Annotated in this window: 24 protein-coding genes and 1 tRNA gene; 8 read left to right on the top strand and 17 right to left on the bottom strand. The window is 36.6% G+C overall.

All coding sequences use genetic code 11. The features are described from left to right. Nucleotides 1–12: 12 nt before the first annotated feature. Both ACK2WI_RS02270 and ACK2WI_RS02265 read right to left on the bottom strand, forming a co-directional pair. Nucleotides 13–993, bottom strand: coding sequence for a cation diffusion facilitator family transporter (locus ACK2WI_RS02270; RefSeq protein WP_312697136.1), 981 nt, complete (start codon nucleotides 991–993; stop codon nucleotides 13–15). Nucleotides 994–1041: 48 nt separating this feature from the next. Beyond that, nucleotides 1042–2028, bottom strand: a complete 987-nt coding sequence (locus ACK2WI_RS02265; protein ID WP_093096204.1) for a bile acid:sodium symporter family protein — start codon at nucleotides 2026–2028, stop codon at nucleotides 1042–1044. A 146-nt stretch (nucleotides 2029–2174) separates the two neighbouring features. On the opposite strand from ACK2WI_RS02265, the gene ACK2WI_RS02260 reads away from it, so the two are divergent. The 4 genes from ACK2WI_RS02260 (at nucleotide 2175) to rplI (ending at nucleotide 4795) form a co-directional block, all read left to right on the top strand. Beyond that, entirely contained in the window at nucleotides 2175–3380 is a 1206-nt protein-coding gene (locus ACK2WI_RS02260; RefSeq protein ID WP_312697135.1) for a pyridoxal phosphate-dependent aminotransferase, read from the top strand. 326 nt (nucleotides 3381–3706) lie between these two features. Further along, a complete protein-coding gene (rpsF, locus tag ACK2WI_RS02255; protein WP_093096200.1) occupies nucleotides 3707–4075 on the top strand; it encodes a 30S ribosomal protein S6 in 369 nt (122 codons plus the stop codon). Continuing rightward, nucleotides 4075–4338, top strand: a complete 264-nt coding sequence (rpsR, locus tag ACK2WI_RS02250) for a 30S ribosomal protein S18 (RefSeq protein ID WP_093096199.1) — start codon at nucleotides 4075–4077, stop codon at nucleotides 4336–4338. The genes rpsF and rpsR overlap by 1 nt, the downstream gene beginning before the upstream one ends. Before the next feature lie 13 nt (nucleotides 4339–4351). Beyond that, nucleotides 4352–4795: a 50S ribosomal protein L9 gene (rplI, locus tag ACK2WI_RS02245; protein ID WP_409149621.1), complete on the top strand. Its 444-nt coding sequence runs from the start codon at nucleotides 4352–4354 to the stop codon at nucleotides 4793–4795. Nucleotides 4796–5312: 517 nt separating this feature from the next. On the opposite strand, the gene ACK2WI_RS02240 is transcribed toward rplI, so the two are convergent. The 7 genes from ACK2WI_RS02240 to ACK2WI_RS02210 form a co-directional block, all read right to left on the bottom strand. Beyond that, entirely contained in the window at nucleotides 5313–5543 is a 231-nt protein-coding gene (locus tag ACK2WI_RS02240) for a quinol oxidase subunit 4 (RefSeq protein WP_197701038.1), read from the bottom strand. 105 nt (nucleotides 5544–5648) lie between these two features. Next, entirely contained in the window at nucleotides 5649–6917 is a 1269-nt protein-coding gene (locus ACK2WI_RS02235; protein WP_312697134.1) for a hypothetical protein, read from the bottom strand. Nucleotides 6918–6971: 54 nt separating this feature from the next. Beyond that, nucleotides 6972–9008 carry a hypothetical protein gene (locus ACK2WI_RS02230; RefSeq protein ID WP_312697133.1) on the bottom strand — a complete coding sequence of 679 codons (2037 nt, stop codon included), beginning with the start codon at nucleotides 9006–9008 and terminating at the stop codon, nucleotides 6972–6974. Between the two features lie 25 nt (nucleotides 9009–9033). After that, complete coding sequence (locus ACK2WI_RS02225; RefSeq protein WP_312697132.1) at nucleotides 9034–9717, bottom strand: hypothetical protein; 684 nt, start codon at nucleotides 9715–9717, stop codon at nucleotides 9034–9036. A 313-nt stretch (nucleotides 9718–10030) separates the two neighbouring features. Continuing rightward, the gene (gene panD, locus ACK2WI_RS02220) at nucleotides 10031–10399 is read right to left on the bottom strand and encodes an aspartate 1-decarboxylase (protein ID WP_093096189.1); all 369 of its coding nucleotides are present in this window, start codon (nucleotides 10397–10399) and stop codon (nucleotides 10031–10033) included. Between the two features lie 15 nt (nucleotides 10400–10414). Beyond that, nucleotides 10415–11461 carry a DUF6695 family protein gene (locus ACK2WI_RS02215; RefSeq protein ID WP_312697131.1) on the bottom strand — a complete coding sequence of 349 codons (1047 nt, stop codon included), beginning with the start codon at nucleotides 11459–11461 and terminating at the stop codon, nucleotides 10415–10417. Next, nucleotides 11448–12434 (bottom strand): cysteine synthase family protein, encoded by a 987-nt coding sequence (locus tag ACK2WI_RS02210; protein ID WP_312697130.1) that lies wholly within the window; start codon nucleotides 12432–12434, stop codon nucleotides 11448–11450. The genes ACK2WI_RS02215 and ACK2WI_RS02210 overlap by 14 nt, the downstream gene beginning before the upstream one ends. A gap of 303 nt (nucleotides 12435–12737) precedes the next feature. Here ACK2WI_RS02210 and ACK2WI_RS02205 point away from each other — a divergent pair, with 303 nt between their 5' ends. Beyond that, entirely contained in the window at nucleotides 12738–13037 is a 300-nt protein-coding gene (locus tag ACK2WI_RS02205) for an LPXTG cell wall anchor domain-containing protein (protein ID WP_312697129.1), read from the top strand. Nucleotides 13038–13052: 15 nt separating this feature from the next. Here the strand turns inward: ACK2WI_RS02205 and ACK2WI_RS02200 are convergent, their stop codons facing one another. The 7 genes from ACK2WI_RS02200 to ACK2WI_RS02170 form a co-directional block, all read right to left on the bottom strand. Beyond that, a complete protein-coding gene (locus tag ACK2WI_RS02200; protein ID WP_093096180.1) occupies nucleotides 13053–13241 on the bottom strand; it encodes an Arc family DNA binding domain-containing protein in 189 nt (62 codons plus the stop codon). Between the two features lie 33 nt (nucleotides 13242–13274). Continuing rightward, entirely contained in the window at nucleotides 13275–14144 is an 870-nt protein-coding gene (locus ACK2WI_RS02195) for an SPFH domain-containing protein (RefSeq protein WP_093096178.1), read from the bottom strand. Nucleotides 14145–14345: 201 nt separating this feature from the next. Beyond that, on the bottom strand, nucleotides 14346–14849 hold the full coding sequence (locus tag ACK2WI_RS02190) for a hypothetical protein (RefSeq protein ID WP_312697128.1): 504 nt from the start codon (nucleotides 14847–14849) through the stop codon (nucleotides 14346–14348). 216 nt (nucleotides 14850–15065) lie between these two features. After that, nucleotides 15066–15641 (bottom strand): cytochrome b/b6 domain-containing protein, encoded by a 576-nt coding sequence (locus tag ACK2WI_RS02185; protein WP_312697127.1) that lies wholly within the window; start codon nucleotides 15639–15641, stop codon nucleotides 15066–15068. A 15-nt stretch (nucleotides 15642–15656) separates the two neighbouring features. Further along, a complete protein-coding gene (locus tag ACK2WI_RS02180) occupies nucleotides 15657–16109 on the bottom strand; it encodes a hypothetical protein (RefSeq protein WP_312697126.1) in 453 nt (150 codons plus the stop codon). Between the two features lie 7 nt (nucleotides 16110–16116). Next, nucleotides 16117–16713: a TetR/AcrR family transcriptional regulator gene (locus tag ACK2WI_RS02175; RefSeq protein WP_312697125.1), complete on the bottom strand. Its 597-nt coding sequence runs from the start codon at nucleotides 16711–16713 to the stop codon at nucleotides 16117–16119. A gap of 426 nt (nucleotides 16714–17139) precedes the next feature. Then, a tRNA-Lys gene (locus tag ACK2WI_RS02170) sits at nucleotides 17140–17212 on the bottom strand. 778 nt (nucleotides 17213–17990) lie between these two features. Here ACK2WI_RS02170 and ACK2WI_RS02165 point away from each other — a divergent pair. The 3 genes from ACK2WI_RS02165 (at nucleotide 17991) to ACK2WI_RS02155 (ending at nucleotide 20609) form a co-directional block, all read left to right on the top strand. Beyond that, nucleotides 17991–18311 (top strand): import component protein, encoded by a 321-nt coding sequence (locus ACK2WI_RS02165; protein WP_093096161.1) that lies wholly within the window; start codon nucleotides 17991–17993, stop codon nucleotides 18309–18311. Nucleotides 18312–18374: 63 nt separating this feature from the next. Continuing rightward, entirely contained in the window at nucleotides 18375–19328 is a 954-nt protein-coding gene (locus ACK2WI_RS02160) for a DUF3829 domain-containing protein (RefSeq protein WP_409149615.1), read from the top strand. Nucleotides 19329–19448: 120 nt separating this feature from the next. Further along, nucleotides 19449–20609 (top strand): hypothetical protein, encoded by a 1161-nt coding sequence (locus ACK2WI_RS02155; protein WP_312697123.1) that lies wholly within the window; start codon nucleotides 19449–19451, stop codon nucleotides 20607–20609. A gap of 88 nt (nucleotides 20610–20697) precedes the next feature. Here the strand turns inward: ACK2WI_RS02155 and ACK2WI_RS02150 are convergent, their stop codons facing one another. After that, entirely contained in the window at nucleotides 20698–21306 is a 609-nt protein-coding gene (locus ACK2WI_RS02150; protein ID WP_312697122.1) for a dienelactone hydrolase family protein, read from the bottom strand. Nucleotides 21307–21321: the final 15 nt, after the last annotated feature.

The following is a 21321-nucleotide window of genomic DNA, read 5'->3' as shown; positions in this document are numbered from 1 at the left end:
ATTTGGTATTCCTTAGGCTTTCCTAAAGTGTTTCATATTCTTGGTGACATTGACAATGTTCCAATCTATATGTTTAGAGAAGGGTTCGGAACGGATGGGGCAGTTTTCTACGTTGCAATAATGGCAACATTCAGGCATGCAAGGGTCTGCATGGATAAAGAATTCCGTTTTGGATTCTAGATTATCGTTTAATAGAGAGTCAAAATCGGAGATACTGTCATGTACCTGATTGAGATCGTAATAATTAGGTAAAGTTAAATGGCAGTCAATATGTAATTCTTGACCATATCGTTGTACACGCAGGTTGTGCACATCAATCCATTCTGCTTTACGTTTCTGGTTCAGAATAGCTACCACCTCTTCGATTACCTCCGCATCAGATTCATCCATCAATCCTGAAATCGATTTCCTCAACAGCTTATAGCCGTTGTACAAAATAAAAGCACCTAGAACAAAGGATAGCGCCAAATCGATCCATGCCAAGCCAGTCAGCTTCATCAATAGTAATCCGGCGATCAAACCTATGGAACTGTAGGCGTCTACCTGCAAATGCTTACCATCAGCTTCAATAGTCAATGAGCGTAAGGCTTTACCCCTTTTCATCAGATAAAATCCAACTCCAAAGTTTATCAAGGAAGTAGCTAAGATCAAGTACATACCCTCCTCTACGTTATTTAAAGGTTGAGGTGAGAAAATAGCATAAATGGATTTGATCAGGATAATGCTACCAGCGATAAAGATCATCCCACCTTCGACAAAAACAGAGAAGAATTCTACCTTTCCATGTCCATAGGGATGGTTTTCGTCTTTGGGCTGAGCAGCTAGGTAAATACTGTAATATGCGAAACCAGATGCGACAATATTGACTATACTTTCGGCGGCATCGGAGAAGATTGCATTGGATTCCGTAATAAAATAGGCAACAAACTTGATCAGCATCAATACGATACCTGTAATCAAGGATAACAAAACCAACCTCATTTGCCTATTCATAACGCTAAATTTGAATCGCAAAAATAATTAATTAAGAAATAGTATTTATTACTTTTTTGTTAACATACCCTCATCTTTCTGATTTCCTAAGCGTTGCGCTATAATAGTAACTACAAAAATCTGAAAGGCATGATAGATCATCAATGGCAATATATATAGCCCTAATTTAGGGTTATTAGCGAACAAAAATTTAGAGAAAACACTGCCATGTGTAAGCGACTTCTTTGACCCACAGAATAATCCAGAAATTCTATCTTCACGATTGAACTTCAACACATAGCGAACCAACAGCAAAATAATCAGATAAACCGTAAAGAACAGCGCAATTACAGCGATAAATAAGCTAGCTAAGTAAGTCGTTCCAATGGTACTAAAGATATCATTCATAAAGGATTCCGAGAAACTGCTATACACAATCAGCAGAACTACCCCTTTATCAAAATTGGATAAGGCTTTGCCATATTTATGGGCCCATTTACCCCAATATGGCTGGATCAACAATCCTAAAATAACTGGAAGTAATACTTCAAATAAAAGTCCTATATACAGCTCCCCAAACACATTGACCTCTCCCACTTCTAAAAAGAAGTGCATCAACAACGGGGTGATCGCTACACCGATTAATCCAGAAATAGAAGCATTAAAGATGGCGGCAGGAACGTTTCCCCGAGCGATGGATACCATAACAACAGATGAAGTTACGGTTGAAGGAAGTGCGGCCAAGAAATAGAAGGAAAGCCAAAATTGCTCCTGCGTCTCGGTATGTACCAATGGACGGAACAGCAGGACAAGTAGAGGAAATAAACCAAAGGTAAAAAGCTGCACGGATAAATGTAGCTTCCAGTTTTTCATTCCGTCCTTGATTTCGTTGAAACTCAGCTTCAAGCCGTAAAAGAAGAACACTAATGCCACTCCTACACTGATCAAGGCATCCAAAAACTTGCCATCTAAATAACCCGCAACATCCGGAAAGACATAGGCAAGGATTATCATGAAAATTAAGGCTATTATAAACCCATCAAATTTTAACTTCATCTAAAACCTAAATTTTGCCTACAAAGCTATAATTTATTTCATAAACCCCCATTCCAATAGGTCCATTTACAAAGTATCATTTTTATAGAGATTTTGTTACACTTTTCTCATCGATAATAAATTGTATATAATATATTTGCAATATCATGAGTACAACATCCATATTATCCGATAGAATAAACAATCTATCCGAGTCAGCAACATTAAAGATGACCAAATTAGGCCGTGAACTGGCGGCTAAGGGTATTAATGTAATTAGTTTGAGTGTAGGTGAACCTGATTTCAATACGCCTGAGCATGTAAAAGATGCAGCTAAGAAGGCCTTGGATGAAAACTGGACCCGTTACTCTCCTGTTTCTGGTTATCCTGAACTTCGCCAAGCGATCGTAAATAAATTAAAAAATGAAAACGGTTTAGATTATGACATCTCTAACATCGTGGTTTCTACAGGTGCTAAGCAATCCCTTTCCAATGTATTGCTAACCTTAGTGAACCCTGGAGAAGAAGTGATCATCCCTACGCCATACTGGGTTTCATATTCTGAAATGGTCGTATTGGCAGAAGGAAAATCAGTTTACATCGACACGACGATTGAATCAGATTTCAAGATCACTCCAGAACAACTGGAAGCTGCGATCACGCCAAAATCCAAAGTCTTCATGTTCTCTTCGCCTTGTAACCCTACAGGTTCCGTATATTCTAAGGCTGAATTGGAAGCATTGGTTAAGGTTTTTGAAAAATATCCACAGATCTTTATCATTTCCGATGAGATTTATGAGCATATCAATTTCGTAGATAAACATGAGTCTATCGCACAATTCCCTTCTATAAAGGACCGCGTAATCATTATCAACGGTTTTTCAAAAGCATTTGCCATGACCGGATGGCGTCTTGGATACATTGCTGCTAACAAAGAAATCGCTGCAGCGAATGAAAAAATGCAAGGACAAACCACTTCTGGTACCTGTTCGATCTCTCAACGCGCTGGTATTGCAGCTTATGAGCAAGGATTGGAAAGTGTATTGGAAATGAAAGAAGCATTTGCTCGCCGTCGTCAATTGGTATACGACTTATTGAACGATATCCCTGGAGTAAAAACAAACTTGCCTGACGGAGCTTTCTATTTCTTCCCAGAAATCAGTTCTTTCTTCGGTAAAAAAGATCCAGAAGGAAATGTAATTAATAATTCAGCTGACCTTGCTTTATACCTCTTAAACTATGGTCATGTTGCTACAGTGGGTGGAGACTCATTCGGTAACAACAACTATATCCGTCTTTCCTATGCCGCTTCTGACGAAAACTTAAAAGAAGCCCTTCGCAGAATCAAAGAAGCATTGGCGAATCTGAAGTAGATTTGAGATATGAGATATGAGATTTGAGATATTAACCGGAAAACTACCTCCGCAATTTATCTCAAATCTCAAAACTTTTATCACGCTTGATATCTCAATACTCACATCTCAATACTCATTTCTATTCCCGTTTGATATCTCAATACTCATATCTCAATACTCATATCTACTCAATATCAGGCTACAATGATTTGAAAGGGGTTGATTACCAAATCTTCACACAAAAAATAATTCAGCATTTTTTTAATAATCAATGGATTTTTCTATCTTTGCACTTCCGTTAATATAACTACGGATAGAAATTAATAAACATAATTATTTACAAAATGCAACAGTACGAATCTGTAATCATTCTTACCCCGTTGCTTTCAGAAGATGCTGCGAAAGAAGCAATCGCAAAATTCAAAGACATCTTGACAGAAGGCGGAGCCGAAATTATCGCTGAAGATAATTGGGGTTTGAGAAAATTAGCGTATCCGATCCAGAAAAAAACAACTGGATTTTATCACTTAACTGAATTCAAGGCTCCAGGTGAATTAATCAAAAAATTAGAGGTTGAATACAAACGTGATGAGCGCGTGATGCGTTTCTTAACAATCTCTCTAGATAAGCATGCTTTGGCTTACAACGAGAAAAAACGTAGCGGTGCATTCAACAAGAAGGCAGAAACTAAAACTGAGGAGGTAGCAAACTAATGGCAAACGAAAACATCCAATACGTGACTGCTCCTAAAGTAGAGGACAACCGTAAAAAATACTGTCGCTTCAAAAAGAACGGTATTAAGTACATCGACTACAAAGACGCTAACTTCCTTTTGAAGTTCGTAAATGATCAAGGTAAAATCTTACCTCGTCGATTAACAGGAACATCATTGAAATTTCAACGTAAAGTTGCTCAAGCCGTTAAACGTGCGCGTATTATCGGACTTATGCCTTACGTAACTGATTCATTAAAATAAGGAGGATACGATAATGGAAGTTATATTAAAACAAGATGTTAAACACCTTGGAGAGAAAGACGATATCGTAGTAGTAAAACCAGGTTATGGCCGTAACTACTTAATTCCTCAAGGATTTGCAGCAATGGCGACGCCTTCTGCAAAGAAAGTATTAGCTGAGAATATCAAACAAGCTCAGTTTAAACAAGACAAAATTAAAAAAGATGCTACTGAATTAGCAGCTAAATTAGAATCAGTAAAATTAACTATTGGTGCTAAAGCTGGTGAGTCTGGCAAGATCTTCGGAAAAGTTAACAGCATTCAAATCGCTGACGCTCTTAAAGTTCAAGGTTTTGAAGTTGACCGCCGTCGTATCACTTTCGAAACTGAACCTAAGCAATTAGGTGAGTACATCGCTAACTTGAACTTACACAAGGAAGTAAAAGTACAAATCCCTTTCGAAGTTATCGCTGAGTAAGCATTTGACAATAAAAAAATCCCCGTTATCTTTTGATAACGGGGATTTTTTTATTGCTTAGTATTTAGTATTAAGTATTTAGTATTTAGACTGCATGGCTATCAATTATCGGAGCTATCCTAGGTAAGGGATAATTTTCAATCGAGGATCATTCATTGTATTAAATTTTTGAATGAACGGTGTTGATGGATTAAATATTGACCTCATTCGGGACACATTCGGAATTTTCGCAACATGAGCACATCTATTCTCGAACGTTTCTCGAATATGCCTCGAATAAGTCTCGAATGAAACCCACATTTCAGTCTATTAAATTCCTCTTAAAAAATAGTTTTTTAGGGGATTATATCTTTGGATTGGGATGAATGAACTGTTTGAATTTCCAAGGTTCGGATAGAATATTCTCCATGACTGATAATTAAATAGCAAAGAAAAAAGCCCCTCATATATTAAAGAAGGGCTTGTAGAATGCTATTTTTAAAGGAAATACTAAATTTCCGATTCTAAATCCTGATGATTAATAATGCCACATAACATCTACCCTATGTCCAGGATGGTTATGTCTGCCTTTATTTCCTTTGTATTTTTTCTTTTGTTGACCAGGTGCATAACGTTTTGCGGATTTACCACCGTATTTCTTCTTAGCCTGACCTGGAGGCATTCCATGCGGATGGTGACGATGTGTATAACATGCTGATACACTAAATGCCATAAAGGCTACCAATAATAATCCCAAAAATCTTTTCATACGATATTCATGTTGTTCGCTATATATGACCAAAATCTAAGCCAAAAGTTTAAAATTTTAATAAAGCATTAATAATTAAATGTTTGAACACTGATTATCAACATTTTACCTAGAGCCGATAATTTGATAAAAGGAATTAATTGCTGGGTTATCAAGGTCAAATCCACCTTTCAAACGCAAGCCGTTTGTTCCCTCCGCTATACCATTTACTTCTCCTTTTAGGATTTTATCATAATTGGGTAACCAGCCTAAGTACTTCGCCGCTACAGGTTTTTTCTGGTAGCTCATTACAAATACATTGGAGGATGGTTGAAGCTCCATATTTTGCCCAAGTGCCGCTGGATCAGTACTCAATCTAATCAATCCATTATGAAAATCCTTTCCAAACTTATAGAACATCTTTTCTGGCAGATATCCTAATAAATGTGGGGAGGCCATAACTTGGAATGTTAATGAAGGAACCTCAACCTGATTGATTTCCTTTTTCTCGGTCATCTCAAAATTATCATCATAATCATAAGTAATGATGGTATCAGACTCCAAGACTTCTTTATCCTTTAATTCAATGGCTGCAAAATTACCTACATATTTATAGATACTATCGACTGGTAGCTTTAGTTTTTCAAGTTCAGCCTCCTTATCCTTCAAAATAAGGGAAAGATCAGAATTTAAGGCCATATAAAACACATTGTCTTTAGGTATAGTAGCTTGGACCGGCTTTGAGGGGAAGCCTAATAAAGAGGATTTTACAAATGCATCTATATCAAATCTTCCATTTTGAAAATTAACAATAGCCCAATTGTCTTTCTTATCCACAAAGCTCATATCAGCCTCTTGGATCTCGCTTACATTTTTGCCCAGACCATTAGCATAAACCCAATCTCCTTGATCAGCTTTCAGTAAGGAAAGCATGGTTTCAGGTTGATAATCCTTACCCAGCGAAAAGACCAATTTATGATCATCCAATAATACTTGCACATGTTTTTTGGCATACAAGTCCTGCCCTTTTTCCAAACTTTGGACCACTGAATCTTGACTAAGCCCCAACTCTCTCTCTAAGAATGCTTGTAGTTTAGTTTTATCGGACACTTCCAATACCGAATAATATTGATATGAAGTATCACTTAAGCTAAACATATATAATTTAGCAGGTATGTGAACACCTATATTCCAAAGTTTTGGTTTATCCCCTACTGTACTGCTATCCTTCTTGCTGCCGTAATAATCTGAATAATTGGAAAGCGAATTCTTTAACATCTTCAAGAGAAGGTCATCCACATTCAATCGAATTACAGAAGCCGTATTTTCAGGGATCTTCAGGTTTTCTGCTTTCGAAGTTCTATAATATTTAAAAACAAAAAAACTTATAGCCAAAATGGCTATAAGTCCTATTAAAAATACTGTTATTTTTTTTATCCAACCCATCGGTTAATCATTTAATGACTTACTGATACGGTCTATAGAATTGAGCAAATAATCTAAAGCATTTTTACCGGTATTAGGAAAATCCACTCCCGCTTCCCAAGTAAAATTTTTGCCTTTCATACCATTGCTGATCATATAGATATCACCATATTCAGACAAGCCTTTCAGTTCACTTTCCATAGAACGGTGGACCGGAAGATCCAGATCATCAACCATACTTGGAACTTTTTTAGTGTTGAACAACATGGAGAATTTATTTTTCTTGGCGATAGCAGCAAATCTTCCTGGATTTCCTTTAAAGGTTTTATCCTTGATCTGTTGCATCTGCTCTAAATCATTGCCCAAGAAAACAATCCCTTGCTGAATCAAGATATATGGAGCAAACTCATCAACCTTTCCGCCAACAATCTCATAGATTCCATCATGGTTTACCATATTGTTCTCGGTCACTAAAATAGCAAAGATTTTTTCAAATATGCGAGTATCATCGGAAGAGAACATCCACAAATAGTTCGGGATTTTCTCCATTTTGGTTTTTTCTACCTCTTGATAGTTGTAATCATCATCATATTCATAGTCAATATATTTCACTTCTTTTTGGGTAATTCCATTCAAGATAAATAGGTTATCCCCCTTGAAAACTTTTGCTACAGCCTTTTCATCAACGATAATTCCCATACTGGTAGTAAATAGGTCGATGATCTTCTCTACTTTACCATCCATACCACCATAAATTCGTTGTACGATCCTAGGCATATGGGTTAAGTAGGCTTCTGTATTGACATTAAAAGAAAGGAACCCTAAAGCATCGTCATTTAAGTAGGTCAAAAATTTAGGATTGATTTTCTTATTGTAAATCTCCTTATAGAACCTGGTCATCTCCTTATCGAAGCTAAGATCGCCGAGGATTTTCATTCTATTGCCGTCAACCACAACAGTACTGTTGATATTTTCGTAGCCATATTCAAAACTTGGTTGTCCACTCATATATCCATACAGCAGGTTCCTTGGGTAATAAAAGTGCATCAAGCTATCAAACGAACCTATTTCTATTCTAAGCAGTTCATTATCCTTCATAGATGACATTTTTTTCGATTTATAACTCTTAATGTTTCCGGCTATAATTCGATCCATGAGGTTATTGACCTCTTGGTTTACAAAAACGTTCTTTATGGAGTCATTGTGATTAGAAGCCTGACTGTATTTCAAATAATAATCGTCTTGGTACTCATCTTTTTCTAAAACAGAATCCACGTATTTAAACTCATCCGAGACCATCGGTGGTGCGATATAACCTTCTTCCCCAGGTTGAGCCACTTTTTCGGGAGGTAATGGTAAACTATACAAATCTGAGGTATCTCTTTCCACTGGAGCTTCTTCCTCGATTTGATATACAGTGTCCGCAGCTACTTCCCAAGCGTTCCAATCCAAGGTACTATCTGCTGCCACTGCTATTGAATCCGCAGCATCATAGTCGTAATCATAGTCATAGTCATCTGCTGCATAATCGTACTCAGGCATTTCCAAAAGTCCAAATTTCTGCTTGATGTCCTCACGACTAAAATAGTTGTCCATTGGCACAGCAGTTAACAGGAAAATAGTATTTTGATTCCAACTGATACGGAGGGTCCTATCTTCATTATAAACGGTACTTAGGTCACCTTGCAAATCGATTGTATATTCTTCAGGAAAGATCGATTCAAATTGCGCTTTATCTTTTAATGGCAACATTGCTCCGAGGAACTGTAAGCTATCATTGACATTGGAATACAGATATGATTTGGCATGAATATCAATACCTAATTCTTCAATATTCTCAGATTGAAAATTGCTGTTGTCTTCTGCAATTTTTTCAAATAGACCAGCTCTTTTTAAGATACCATTCAGTTGTTGGGCACTCGCATGTTTGAAAAATCCTTTCCCATTTAATGCGATCACCACTTTAGATTCAGCAGGAACCTTGGACAAGAGATCTTGCGAATATACATTCCCTCCTAGACTTACTGCCAATAAGGCGATGGCAAGTTTCAAGTTATTCATATATGTTTTATTAGATATTCTTAAATTATTTAAGGACGATATTGTTAGATAGATTAGCCTTACCATTGATTAAGCTAGGCACAGAAACCTTCACCATCACAGCTTGCTTGTTGCCAGAAACTTTACCGCTCGTATTGTCCTGTTTAATGACAGGATTCTGAAAACGATAAATACTGGTATAAAATGCCTGATCAAATGATTTTTGATTTTCAGGCTTTAATTTGTCAAATTCCTTTTTAGCTTCCGTACTATATTTATAGTTTCGAACGAACGTTTTATTACTTGGATTAAAACTATAGCTAGAGTAACTGTTAAGCTTGGTTTTGAAATGCTTAGATAGTGTTTCCGTATAGGAATTTAAAGCTTGTACGTTTTGGAAATCGCAAGAAATACTTGCAATATAATTATTAAAATCAAGCCTGTAATCTACATTGCTGATTCCTTTGGTATTCTTTAACAACTGAACGATCGTTGCCACTTCCTTTCTGATCTCTGCTTGATTGGGGATCTTAAATCCATCAATCTTATCTAATTTCATAAGGGAGGAAACCTTTGTACGGCTTTTGCTCATGTTCAACGTCCCAACGATGGATCCGCTGCCATTACTCTTCATATCGATCTCTTCGACCACATCAAAACAGGAACTAAGAAATAAACAAACAATAGAACTGATAGCAAGTAACCCGATTTTCCTGATTTTATTCAACATATTAATAGTATTAGCAATCCAAATTTTCAATCTTCGAAATTATCAACTTAAACACAATAATCCTTCACTGATTTCAGTGATTTTTAAACTTAATGCTTAATGAAACATTATACAAGAAACAGAATGCGATAATTATATAAATAAACAATATTTTCAGCTTCCATTATATTAGCTAAATCATAGCATGACCCTTAGATCTGAGGAAGTTTAATAGTAATGTTACCCTAACAAATATCAGTATAATCAGCCATAACAAACAAAAAAAGCCATCTACAAATTGTAGACAGCCTTATAACTCCTTATTTACAATACCTTAGTAGTTGTATTTTTCTACTGATTTAATTTCATTGTTACCTTCAGTAAAGACCAAAGTCGGTTGATAGGTCTCCGCCTCTTCTGGACTTAGGTTCACGAAGGAAAGTATGTGCACTGTATCGCCTACTTTGGCATGCAATGCTGCACCACCATTCATACAGACTTCACCACTTCCTCTCTTACCAGGAAGTACATAAGTCATGATACGACTGCCATTCACCGCATTATTGATATAGACTTGCTCATATTTTACAATACCAGCTGCATCTAATAAATCTGCATCGATGGTGATCGAACCATTATAACTCACATTTGCTTCTGTTACTTTTACCGTATGAATTTTTGCTTTTAAAATTTTTAATTCCATTTTTTATTGTACTTTTTAGATAGACTGTTTTAAATTTAAATTATTAATATCTAATGTTTTAAACACTATTTCTTTATCCTTATGTTTAACTATATGTTTTTTATGGTGTATATGATAACTAAACTTGAAATCATGTAAATCAGTATAGGCAATATCCGAACTACCAATCACGGAATATTCAACTTCGCCCTTATGGTTAAACTTACAGATTTCAGCATCATCATTATTTACTGAAATAGAAAACCAACCTCCTTCTCCCAAGCCTCCTAACCATTCAGCAGAAGCAGGAAGATCCTTTGGGCGCTTAGGTTCCTCTATGAATCCTAACAAAAGATCGTTTGGAACTTCATGCGATCTTGAACTCAGGAAATTTGGTTTCAAGAGGTCGATCTGGAACCTTAAAGATTCCCAACGTCCCATTTTTTTCTTTTCCAAAACAGCTTTATGATAACAATATATCTCGTTATCCAGTACAGCATTGACCACGTTGCTGGTTGGACTGGCTTTCAAACATTCTGGAAAAAAAATCTTATTGCAACGCGGATCGTTCTTTTCCATGGCATTGACCAGGATCTGTGCAACGTACCTGGAGCAACTGTTGTTATTTGGTGCAATAGCTCCGTATAAAATCGGTCCTTTATCCACCAGGGATTCTGCAAATTCTACCCCTTTTTGAAAGGAAATATTATCTGCTATCGAACATAATAATCTCCCGGCTCCATGTGTGGCAGACTCCTTCTGGGAAAGTTCAATCAAAATCTCTTCGAAATTCAACAGTTGATCATCTGCGGAGAATCTCGCTTTGCTGAACAGCTCCAACCTAGGATCAAATTCGCTGGACCTCGCGCGACCAAATCCTCTTGGGACTATATAGCGTCCAAAATCAAAATATCTGAGGTCTCCTGTTTTTCTTTCAATAAGAACTATAGCTGCATGACCAACTTTGAAATTGAGGTTCTTAACAACCCCTATTTTCTTTAATGCAGCCATCCATAACTCATCACCCCTAGCCGTTTGGTCTGGCCAAGCTATTGGAATTGCGATATCGTTATATTGATGCATTAAAATTCTCTTTTATTTTTTTATGAGGATGGTGATCCTGATACAATTTATTAATATATCGACTACCATGGTCTGGAAAGAACAAGACCAATTGATCATCTTCTTTTAAGTCCATTTTATCAACATGCTCGTCCAAGGCAGCCAACACGGCGGCACTAGAAAAACCAAGCAATTCACCCTGTTCTTCTAAATACTGATGGGCCATGGAGACCGATTTATCCTTTCCTATTTGAAAAATATGGTCCACAACCTGTTTATCAAATGCTCCTGGTATAAATGTGCGGCCAATACCCTCAATGGCATCAAAACGAACTTCTTCTTCAGGAATCGGCTTGTTATTCATAAATAAATGGTAGACAGAGTTTTTAGGTTCTACTCCCCAAATCTTAACTTGAGGATTACGCTCCTTTAAAAACCGCCCGATACCCGAAATAGAACCACCTGTTCCGACACCTACTAAAACATGGGTGACAGCAGCATTGGTCTGTTGCCAAATTTCTGGTCCCGTTGTCTTATAATGTGCTTTGATATTGTTCGAATTATAATATTGGTTCGTAAAATAGGTATTTGGGTTATTGGAGCAGAACGCCTGTGCAAGATATTGAGTAGAATTGAAAACATGTAAACCATTTGAATTATCGCAGCGTTCTATTTCCGCTCCATAACTCTCTAATAATTTAATCTTTTCATCAGAACAGCTAGCGGAAACAAATATCTTTGATTTATAGCCTAGCTCCTTTGCAATAAGCGCTATGCTGATACCTGTATTACCACTACTGGCTTCAACAATGGTTCCTCCTTCTACTATTTTATTGCGTTTAATGGCATCTTCGACCATAAACCATGCAGCCCTATCTTTGGATGATTTTCCAGGATTATAAAACTCTTCTTTGATTAATATATTTGTTCTATAACGCTTGGATAAATATTCATCCCTTCGTAACGGTGTATTCCCAATAAAATCCTTTATCAATATTCCCTTTGTTTAGTTTTTATAATTTAACGTCAATATACTTAAGATTATTCTACTATTATAACCTAAAACGTGCCAAAAAGTTTATTAACAGTATTGATACAATCCAAATTGGATAAAAAATCGAGGTTAATAACCTAACTGCCAGGAAATACTATTCAAAACTTTTAATATTAGGAAACTTAATAAAATTACAATAAATTTTTAATAAAGTCTATAATGCGGTGTCCTGCATTAGCATATTCATACTAAAAATTGAAATCCTAGCTTATTTTTATAGTTTTGTTGTTAAAGTTTATCGATATGAAACCAAAGACCATAGTAATCGCTGTATTATTGGCCTTATTAGCCATTGTCCTTTTCAATAACAAAGAGGAAGCATCTTTTTGGCTATTTGGAGACATCCGAACTTCCAAATTGATTATCCTGGGGATATTCTTTCTGTTAGGAGTAGTTGTCGGTGCTATTTTATTTAGAAGAAAAAATAAGCATCCTAAAGAATATGGCATTACAAACACCGTCAATCCGACTGAGGATCAAAAATACCTGAGCAACGACGATGAAATGACGGATGATGACAGGGAATATATCAGAAGGGATTAAAAGATATGGAATGGATCAGTCATCATCTTTGACTGATCCATTTGTGTTTTTTGCTTTTGATTTTTTCATACGGCCAGATTTCTGTAAACCTTGATGTATCAGAAACTCAATCTGTCCATTGACACTCCTAAATTCATCTTGAGCCCATGCTTCCAATAGCTTAAAGGTTTCTTCATCTATCCTGATCACAAAACTCTTTTTCATAAATCTTTCTTTACTATTTGGAACAACTCTGTCTTAATTATAAAGAGTTCCTGTATTTACAATAGGTTGAGCTGCTTTTTCACCACATAGCACAACCATCAAATTACTGACCATGGCCGCTTTTCGTTCATCGTCCAGTTCGACAATATTCTTGTCTGATAGCTTTTGCAATGCCATCTCAACCATCCCTACAGCACCTTCTACGATCTTGGCCCGTGCAGCAACAATAGCTGATGCCTGCTGACGTTGTAACATAGCACCTGCAATTTCTGGTGCATAAGCAAGGTGGGTAATCCTCGCTTCTTCAACGACTACACCTGCTTTGGAAAGACGTGCGGAAAGTTCAGATTCTAGGATTTTATTTACATCCTCACCCCCATCACGTAAGGTCAAATCGGCATTTTCATCCTCAAAACTATCATAAGCAAAACTAACAGCAAGATGCCTCACTGCTGCCTCGCTCTGCACCCGTACATAATCCATATAGCTCTGAACCTCATAAGCTGCTTTGTAGGTGTCGCCAATTTTCCATACAATCACCGCTGCAATCTCAATCGGGTTTCCCAGTTTATCGTTTACCTTCAAGGTTTGTCCTTGTAGGTTCTCTGACCGAAGGCTGATTTTCTGTGCTGTAAAAAAGGGGTTGATAAAGAATAATCCATTTGCCTTAATGGTCCCAACATATCGACCAAATAGATTCAATACCCGAGAATGGTTTGGATTGACGATAATCAACCCTTTGATAATAACGACAAATACAATAAACAGAATGATCAATACCGGCACATAGCCTATTTGCCCATTTGAACCGATCTGTATAAATGAAAAAATAATTCCTAAAAGGCTTAAAAACAAAATCCCTAATGCTAAATAGCCTGAAGTTGGTTTAATGATCTTTTCCATAATTTTAGATTTATTATGATATTATTTTGATATCATAAATATATAGATTTTTTGGTTTATTTTTCCAAGAAAAAAATCAAAAAAAAAAGCCCCTATTGGGGAATATCCAATGGGGGCTGATATAATAAAGGCTACAACTTCCTTCTACCTTACAGAAAGCTATAAAATCCTTATTTAGCAGTACATTAATATGTTAAGTTCCTACAACGCACTCCTTACTTCAGGCTTCAACGTACCATCAAACTTTTTCTCTACAATCAAAATCGCCTGAGGTCTCATCGTAAAACTTTGTTTTTCACCGAAGGACTCTTTATATTTCAATAATAGCTCCGCTCCTTCTTTGTTCAATGAAATGGAATCAATGCTTGGTTTTAGATCTGAACTCGCTGAAATGATAGCTATAACAAACTCCTTTTCAAAATCAATCTTACTGGGTATTCCAGATTCTCCCATGGTAGCTGCAGGAGAAAAGAATTCGTCAAATGCCTCTTGAGATTCCAGCTTAAAGGCGCCATTCTTATCTTCAGGTACTGTATTTTTCACAAAGTAATTCTGTCCAAGGGCAAATGGTACAGGTTCCATATGGGATTCTTCAGGGATTCCAATGCTGTCATTCGTTGTATTTGAATGCTTGCTGCCTGCATTATTATTACAAGATGTAAATAAGAAAGCAGTTAGGACAATGGGGAATAATAGATTTTTCATCGTACAATCATTATTTTATATAAAATAAAGAACTGAAATAGGAATTTGTTTGGATGGAATCACAAATGTAGGCAGTAATACACAACGAATCCCAAAAAAGAACTCTTCCAAACCTTTCTAAGGAGATTTTCCAGATTAAATAAATGAAAATCAGTTAAAAAAAAGAGCTTCTAAAGGATAATCCATTGAAGCTCTTTTTTCTGAAATCTTTCTTTTTTAAGAATTAGGTTCGTTATCTCCTCCTATCATTTTAGATGTGATACCCTTCTTGTTGCTGCTTTCAGCAATAAAAATCCCTACTAGGTGAAGGACCACAAAAATAGGAAACCAATAAATTCCCCATTTATGGATCGATTCAATACTTTCTTTCCATTGACTAAAAAAGCCCTTTTCAATACAGATACCAGTCACTGCAGAAATCAGTACGAAGAGATAGAAATATACATAGGTCAAGCCTTGCAGACGTTCCTTTAATGGTTGGGCTTTCAAAAAAGGGTTTGGAAACCTGATACCTTTAACCAACATATAGATAATCCTTGCCAAAAAAGAAAAGATCATTATATGGGCAAACAGTTCATGCCATTCCCACATCGGTTCTCGAATAGCCTTGATTATCTCTGAAACTTGCTCCTTTGTAATTCCTGGTACATTCTTTTCCAAAACAGGAATAATGTTGTTCTTGCCCATCCAATACATCCTTAGAAAGCCTGTAATGAACAGAACCGGCATAGCAAATGCCATAATCCAGTGCAATAAGCGATGGAAAATTGTAAATTTTCGTTGAGCGCTCATAATAGAATATTTAGCCTAATTAAAATATTTACTGAACTCCATATAGGAACCATGAAGCTTAGCTACAATAGCCATTGCCTTTTCAGGATTTTTCTCAGCCTCCAACTCATTGACCAACTCCATGTGCGGGTGCAGCCATTTATGCAATTCATCGTGCCCTTTACCATCCATGGTACAGCTTTTAATGAGCTGATCATTCTGTTCCTTTAATTCTTTGGCAAGTCGCACATTATCGGTTTGTTTCTCTTGAGAATAAACTTGAAGAAGGTCTACCCCTTTCAAAACAAATGGCTTCATCTCTTCATTCATCGTCCATTTCTTTCCATTGTTCAATTCCAATTGTCCTTCAGCATGGTTATGCTGATGCTCCGCATGGCTTTCTGCATCATGATTGTGTGCATGTTCCGAATTTTGATGGCAGCTCCAAATTAAGATGCTGCTAATCCCCAATAGCATTAATTTTTTCATATTCTGTTTATTTTGTTTTAATCATTTTTAATACTCCATTGACCACGTCCTTTCCATCCTTGATCAGATCCGTTTTATTTCCGGACAATTTCCATTTGAGGACCGTAAGTCGAATCCCCCCCAATAAAATGGTTGATAAAGTAGAAGGATGAATCTGCTTACTAAAATCACCAATCAATTGCCCCTTTACTATGTTTTTTTCAACATAACCTTGCATTAATTCCAAGATTTGGGAAACCTTAAGACTTAAGCCTTCATCAAAATGGAAGATATTCTCAGCAAATATCACACTCACCACTGCCGGACGCTCAGTAAATGTCTTAAATTGAAAATTGAAAAGATCAATAAGATTTTCAGAAGGACTTTTCTCCTTATTAAGAGATATACTTGAGATCCTATTTTCCATCCTTGTGATAAAATAATTGAGCAAGCTCATAAGAATATCATTCTTGCTCTTAAAATGTCTATACAGTGCGGGTTCTGTCACATTGATATCTGAAGCTAGGTTCTTAATGGTCAAATTCTGTATGCCATATTGGTCAATTCGTCGAGTTGCAGCTTCTATGATCTCAACTTGCCTATCTGTATATCCTTCTATTTTCATATCAACAACATTATGTTAGTTAGTATTCACTAACAAAGTTAAGTATTGTTTAACAGATAAATACATAAAAAGATATTGATTTTAAGGAAAGGGAGTTGGAGATGGAAATTGGACCTGTATATTAATTCAAGATATAGGTACTGCTTATGCCCTGTTTGACTATTCCTAAATTCGGTTGGTGTTTTTCCGGTCCATTTTTTAAAGGCTCTGACAAAATTTCCTTGACAATTCTACAGCAAAGGGAGCCCGCTGGGAGTGGCTCAGCCCCGCAAAGCCCAAACACATATCCTGAACCTTCTCCGGATCGAACCATAATGAATGCCTGCGGTGCATGTCCGCCATGCCCTCAGCCCTTCCCGGAACATGCAATTATTCGAATCCCAGCGGGCACAAAAAAAACCTCACATTTCTGTGAGGCTTTTTTTGTGATCCCGCTGGGATTCGAACCCAGGACCCATACATTAAAAGTGTATTGCTCTACCAGCTGAGCTACGGAATCGTTGTTCTTTTATCGAGAACCCTTCGTTGTTTGAAGTGATGCAAAGGTAGGTTTTTTCAGGACAATTCACAATCTAAAAATACTTTTTTTTCATTATCCCATTAAACAGCCTGATTATAAAAGAATTATTTTTCATAAACCTCTTTCCTACCCCTAAAAACAGCCAATAGCTGGATTACAACAGCACATATCTCCTTTTCCCTTTCTCCTAACATTTTGAAAACGCATACTTACCCAAGAAATCATCTAAAAAAAGCTCAGCAACATTGAAAACAAGCTAATTAAATACTGAAAACCAACAGCTTATAAATTTATGTAGAGATATTGTAGATGCTTTTTCAAGGGACGTATAAACATTGTAGATTCTAATTAATTGTATCTGTCCCTAGAATTGAAAAACTTTGGATAACAAAAATAGAAACTATGTTTTTCATATTCGGAGTCAGAAAAAGTCGCATTGGAACTCAGGTTTGTTCCTCAGTCTGCAGTTACTGCCAGCAAAAGGATACGCTCGCACTGATTGCTTATCAAAATTACTTTCATGTGTTTTGGATTCCCTTATTCCCCCTTTGGAAGGAAGTGCATTCTGTTTGTGTTCATTGCAAGCAACAACGTAGAATGAGTGAATTCAGTCCTGAGGTGAAACAGGAAGCTATCGAGTTAAAAAAACAGTCAAAAACACCGTTTTTCACCTAGGCCCTGCCGGCATGCTTCCTCCTATTTTTTATTATCAGTGCAATAGTACATTCAATTAAATAAAATATTAAACAATAACATTATGAACAACAAAACATTAGCCGTAGTCGCTTACATCACACTTATTGGTTGGTTAATCTCTTATTTTTCGGGAAAAGACAATGCAGATGATTTCTTAAGATACCATTTGAGACAAGGTCTAGGCATCTTCGTTTTCGGTATTTTCCTTTCCATCATCTTGAATATCCTGATGATGGTAACTGGAATTTATAGCCTTGGTTACATTGGATTGATCAATATCGTATTGATGATCATTGGAGCGATCAATGCTTCGAATGGAGTTATGAAACCGCTTCCAATTATCGGTTCATTCTTCGAAAACAAATTCAAATTCATTAGCTAGGCTAACTGAATACTCACAAAAACTATACATAAAACATTAATTCACTTAATAAACAGATCAATAATGAATTACAAGACCATATATATAGGGAGCTTGTTGGCAATGGCCTTGATGGCAAGTTGCAACAATGCGGACAAAGCAAAATCAGGTGAATCCGAAAGCACTATTGGCGGACTATTCAGCGGAAAGGATGACAAAAAAGAAGCGAACGAAATCATTACTTTTAACAATTCCATTGTAAAAGTGGATAATTCCCAAAGCTCTGCTATCCAAACCTTCGCCAATAACTTCGATAGCTTCGAAAAATTCGTTCATGACAAGGTGCAAAATCCGGATGGCTTTATAACCATCCCACCGATGATGATTTTCCCTCCTACTATTCATAACTTGAAATCCCTGGTTTATCCTGATGGACAGAGCAAAGAATTCAAACCGCTTATCGATCAGATGAATGAAAGTTTTGATGCCATCAAGGAACTCAATAAAGAAGTAGATGCTTATAAATCCGCGGAAGATTGGAAAGAAGATAAAGGACAGAAATTGGTGGAATTAAGAGAGAAAGCTACCAATGAAATCAAGAAGTATCGCGAGGCATCAGCTGCTGTCTTTGCTAAATTAAAACCACTTGCTGAAAAAGCTGAAGAAACTACCTTAGCTGACAATCCTTTAAAAGATCAATATCTAGGATCTAAAAAAATCTTGGAATTAGTGCAGAATACGACTGATATCGCTTTTGAAACTGAGGATCAAGCCAAATTGAACACAGATTTCAAAAAACAATATCAGGACATTGAAAAGCTATACAAGGAAAACAAGGACAATGAAATCTCCAAAGACTATCAAAGTAAGGTTAGGTCGTACGGAATTTTCAATGATGATGTGAATGAATTCTTAGGCAAAATGAGGATAGCACAACGTGAATTGGATGCAAACACTCCTTTAAGCGAAAATGCTTTGACGGGACTGGAAAACGCTTCTGAAAACGTTTTAAGATCCTATAACGCATTTGTAGATTAATAGTCCACAACCACGCTATTGCCTTGGATTCGATCAAGGCAATAGTAATTAGTTATAAAATACAAAAACCTTCAATTGGATGCTTTTATTTCTTCAGCTTCCACAAAATCACGATCATTGATGAAAAACAAAAGATTATTGCTGCCAACCTTAAAAATACTTACCCTAGTCTTTGGCTTTTCCTTTTTGAGCAGTTGTGACTTTTTTTCCAGCTCCAACAAGGATTTCCAATGGAATGATGAAGTTGCAACATTGACAGGAAAGGACTTAAAGTCTTGGTTAAGAAAAGCACCTTTTTCCAATGAACTTAAGGGCAAAGATAATGAAGTGATGTTCAGCAATGCTGAACAGGTATTCCCTTTCTTAGGAAAATATTACAACAGTGTTGAGCAACAAAGAAAGAACTATTCCGATCCAGAAGCCGGACAAATCTATCAGACAGAAACAATATTGTTCCAAGATCCACATTGGGGTGATCTATTCGTCAATGCGGCATTGATGTACAACAATGATGAACTTTACCTGAGTGATAGTAATATTGAAACCGGAGACCCGATGTTTGAAGGAAAAGATGCAGTTTTTAATACCTATCATGGCGGCCTAATGGAAACATCTGTCCATAGCAAGGCTCAGGACACCAAAAATGGTTTATATTGGGGCTCTAATAGTGCAAAAGTGTATCTTTTAGCCTTTTACCAAAAAAACAACCTTGCCTTTGAAGTCGCTGTACCCCTGATCGGACAAGACACGCTGGCCACATTAAACAAGCTAAAAGAAGTTAACACAGCCCTTGGATTAAATGTTCCGGAATGGGCTAATGCCCAATTAAAGGATCTCAATCCGCTTGATAACAATGACACTTTTTGGAAAGATCCTTTTCAAGGATTTTTTGCTGTAGACTACTTTATACAGACAGTTTTTCTTAAAATCTTAGATACCGATTTTAAAGAAGAACAATCCTCATCTGATGAAGAAATTCATCAATTTTCTGCAAACCACAACGGTGGTACTGCTAAATTCAGTGTCCAAACTGCACCTAGCACCTTGAATTTTGAAGATTTTGAAAAGAAGTACAAGGATTTAGCCCATTACGAATACTTCCACAAGAAAGTCTATTACGAAGAAAAAGAAAGTGGAAATGAAGTCCAAGGTAAAGCTTACGCTTTCTATTCCAAGGATAAAGTATTGGAATTTGAATTCAGCTATCCTAAAAACAACCCAGAACTGAAAAAACAGATGCATTCCATCTTGAAGTATGTCAAGATCACGAATCCCTATTAAAAGATAATTGTATAGTATAGTTTATTAAGTGAAAAACCCCTTTGGCCATAGACCTCAGGGGTTTTATTATTAAAAATAGAGAATAGACTTAATTAAAAATTGTATCATTAACTATCTTGATTTCATCTTGAGAGATGGTATGCCCCATATTCGGATATATTTTCTCCTCAACTTGGGCACCTAATCCGCGCATCAATTTGCTGCTTTCCTGAACACGCTCTACTGGAACATGGAAATCAGGATCTGAAGTGCCGATGAACACTTTAGTGCCATCAAAATTACCAGTATAGTGGTCAGGATGCAGTTTCTCACCAATCAATCCACCGGTGAAAGCAACAATTCCACCGTATTTCTTTGCATTTCTACTGGTATATTCAAGGGTCAAGCAAGCTCCTTGGGAGAAACCCAAGAAATAAATGTTCTCATTCTCAATTCCTTTTTCATTTGCGATTTGAACTGCTTCTCCAATTAATTCCAGGGCTATATCTAAATTTGGTTGATTAGAGATAATTGGCGCAATAAATGAATGCGGATACCAAGTATTCTGTTCAGCTTCTGGACCTAGCAATAAATAATCATTAACTTTTAAATATTCAGCAAGCCCCATGATATCCTGAGCAGACCCTCCTCTACCATGAATCATGATTAAAGCTTTCTTCGGGTCATTGATGTTTCCACTTTGATATACTTTTGACATAATCTTTTTATTTAA

The organism is Sphingobacterium sp. BS-2 (assembly GCF_046161205.1).
Classification (GTDB): Bacteria; Bacteroidota; Bacteroidia; order Sphingobacteriales; family Sphingobacteriaceae; genus Sphingobacterium; species Sphingobacterium mizutaii.
Note: the sequence above shows the minus strand (reverse complement) of the source record. Positions and strands in the feature narration are given on the sequence as shown.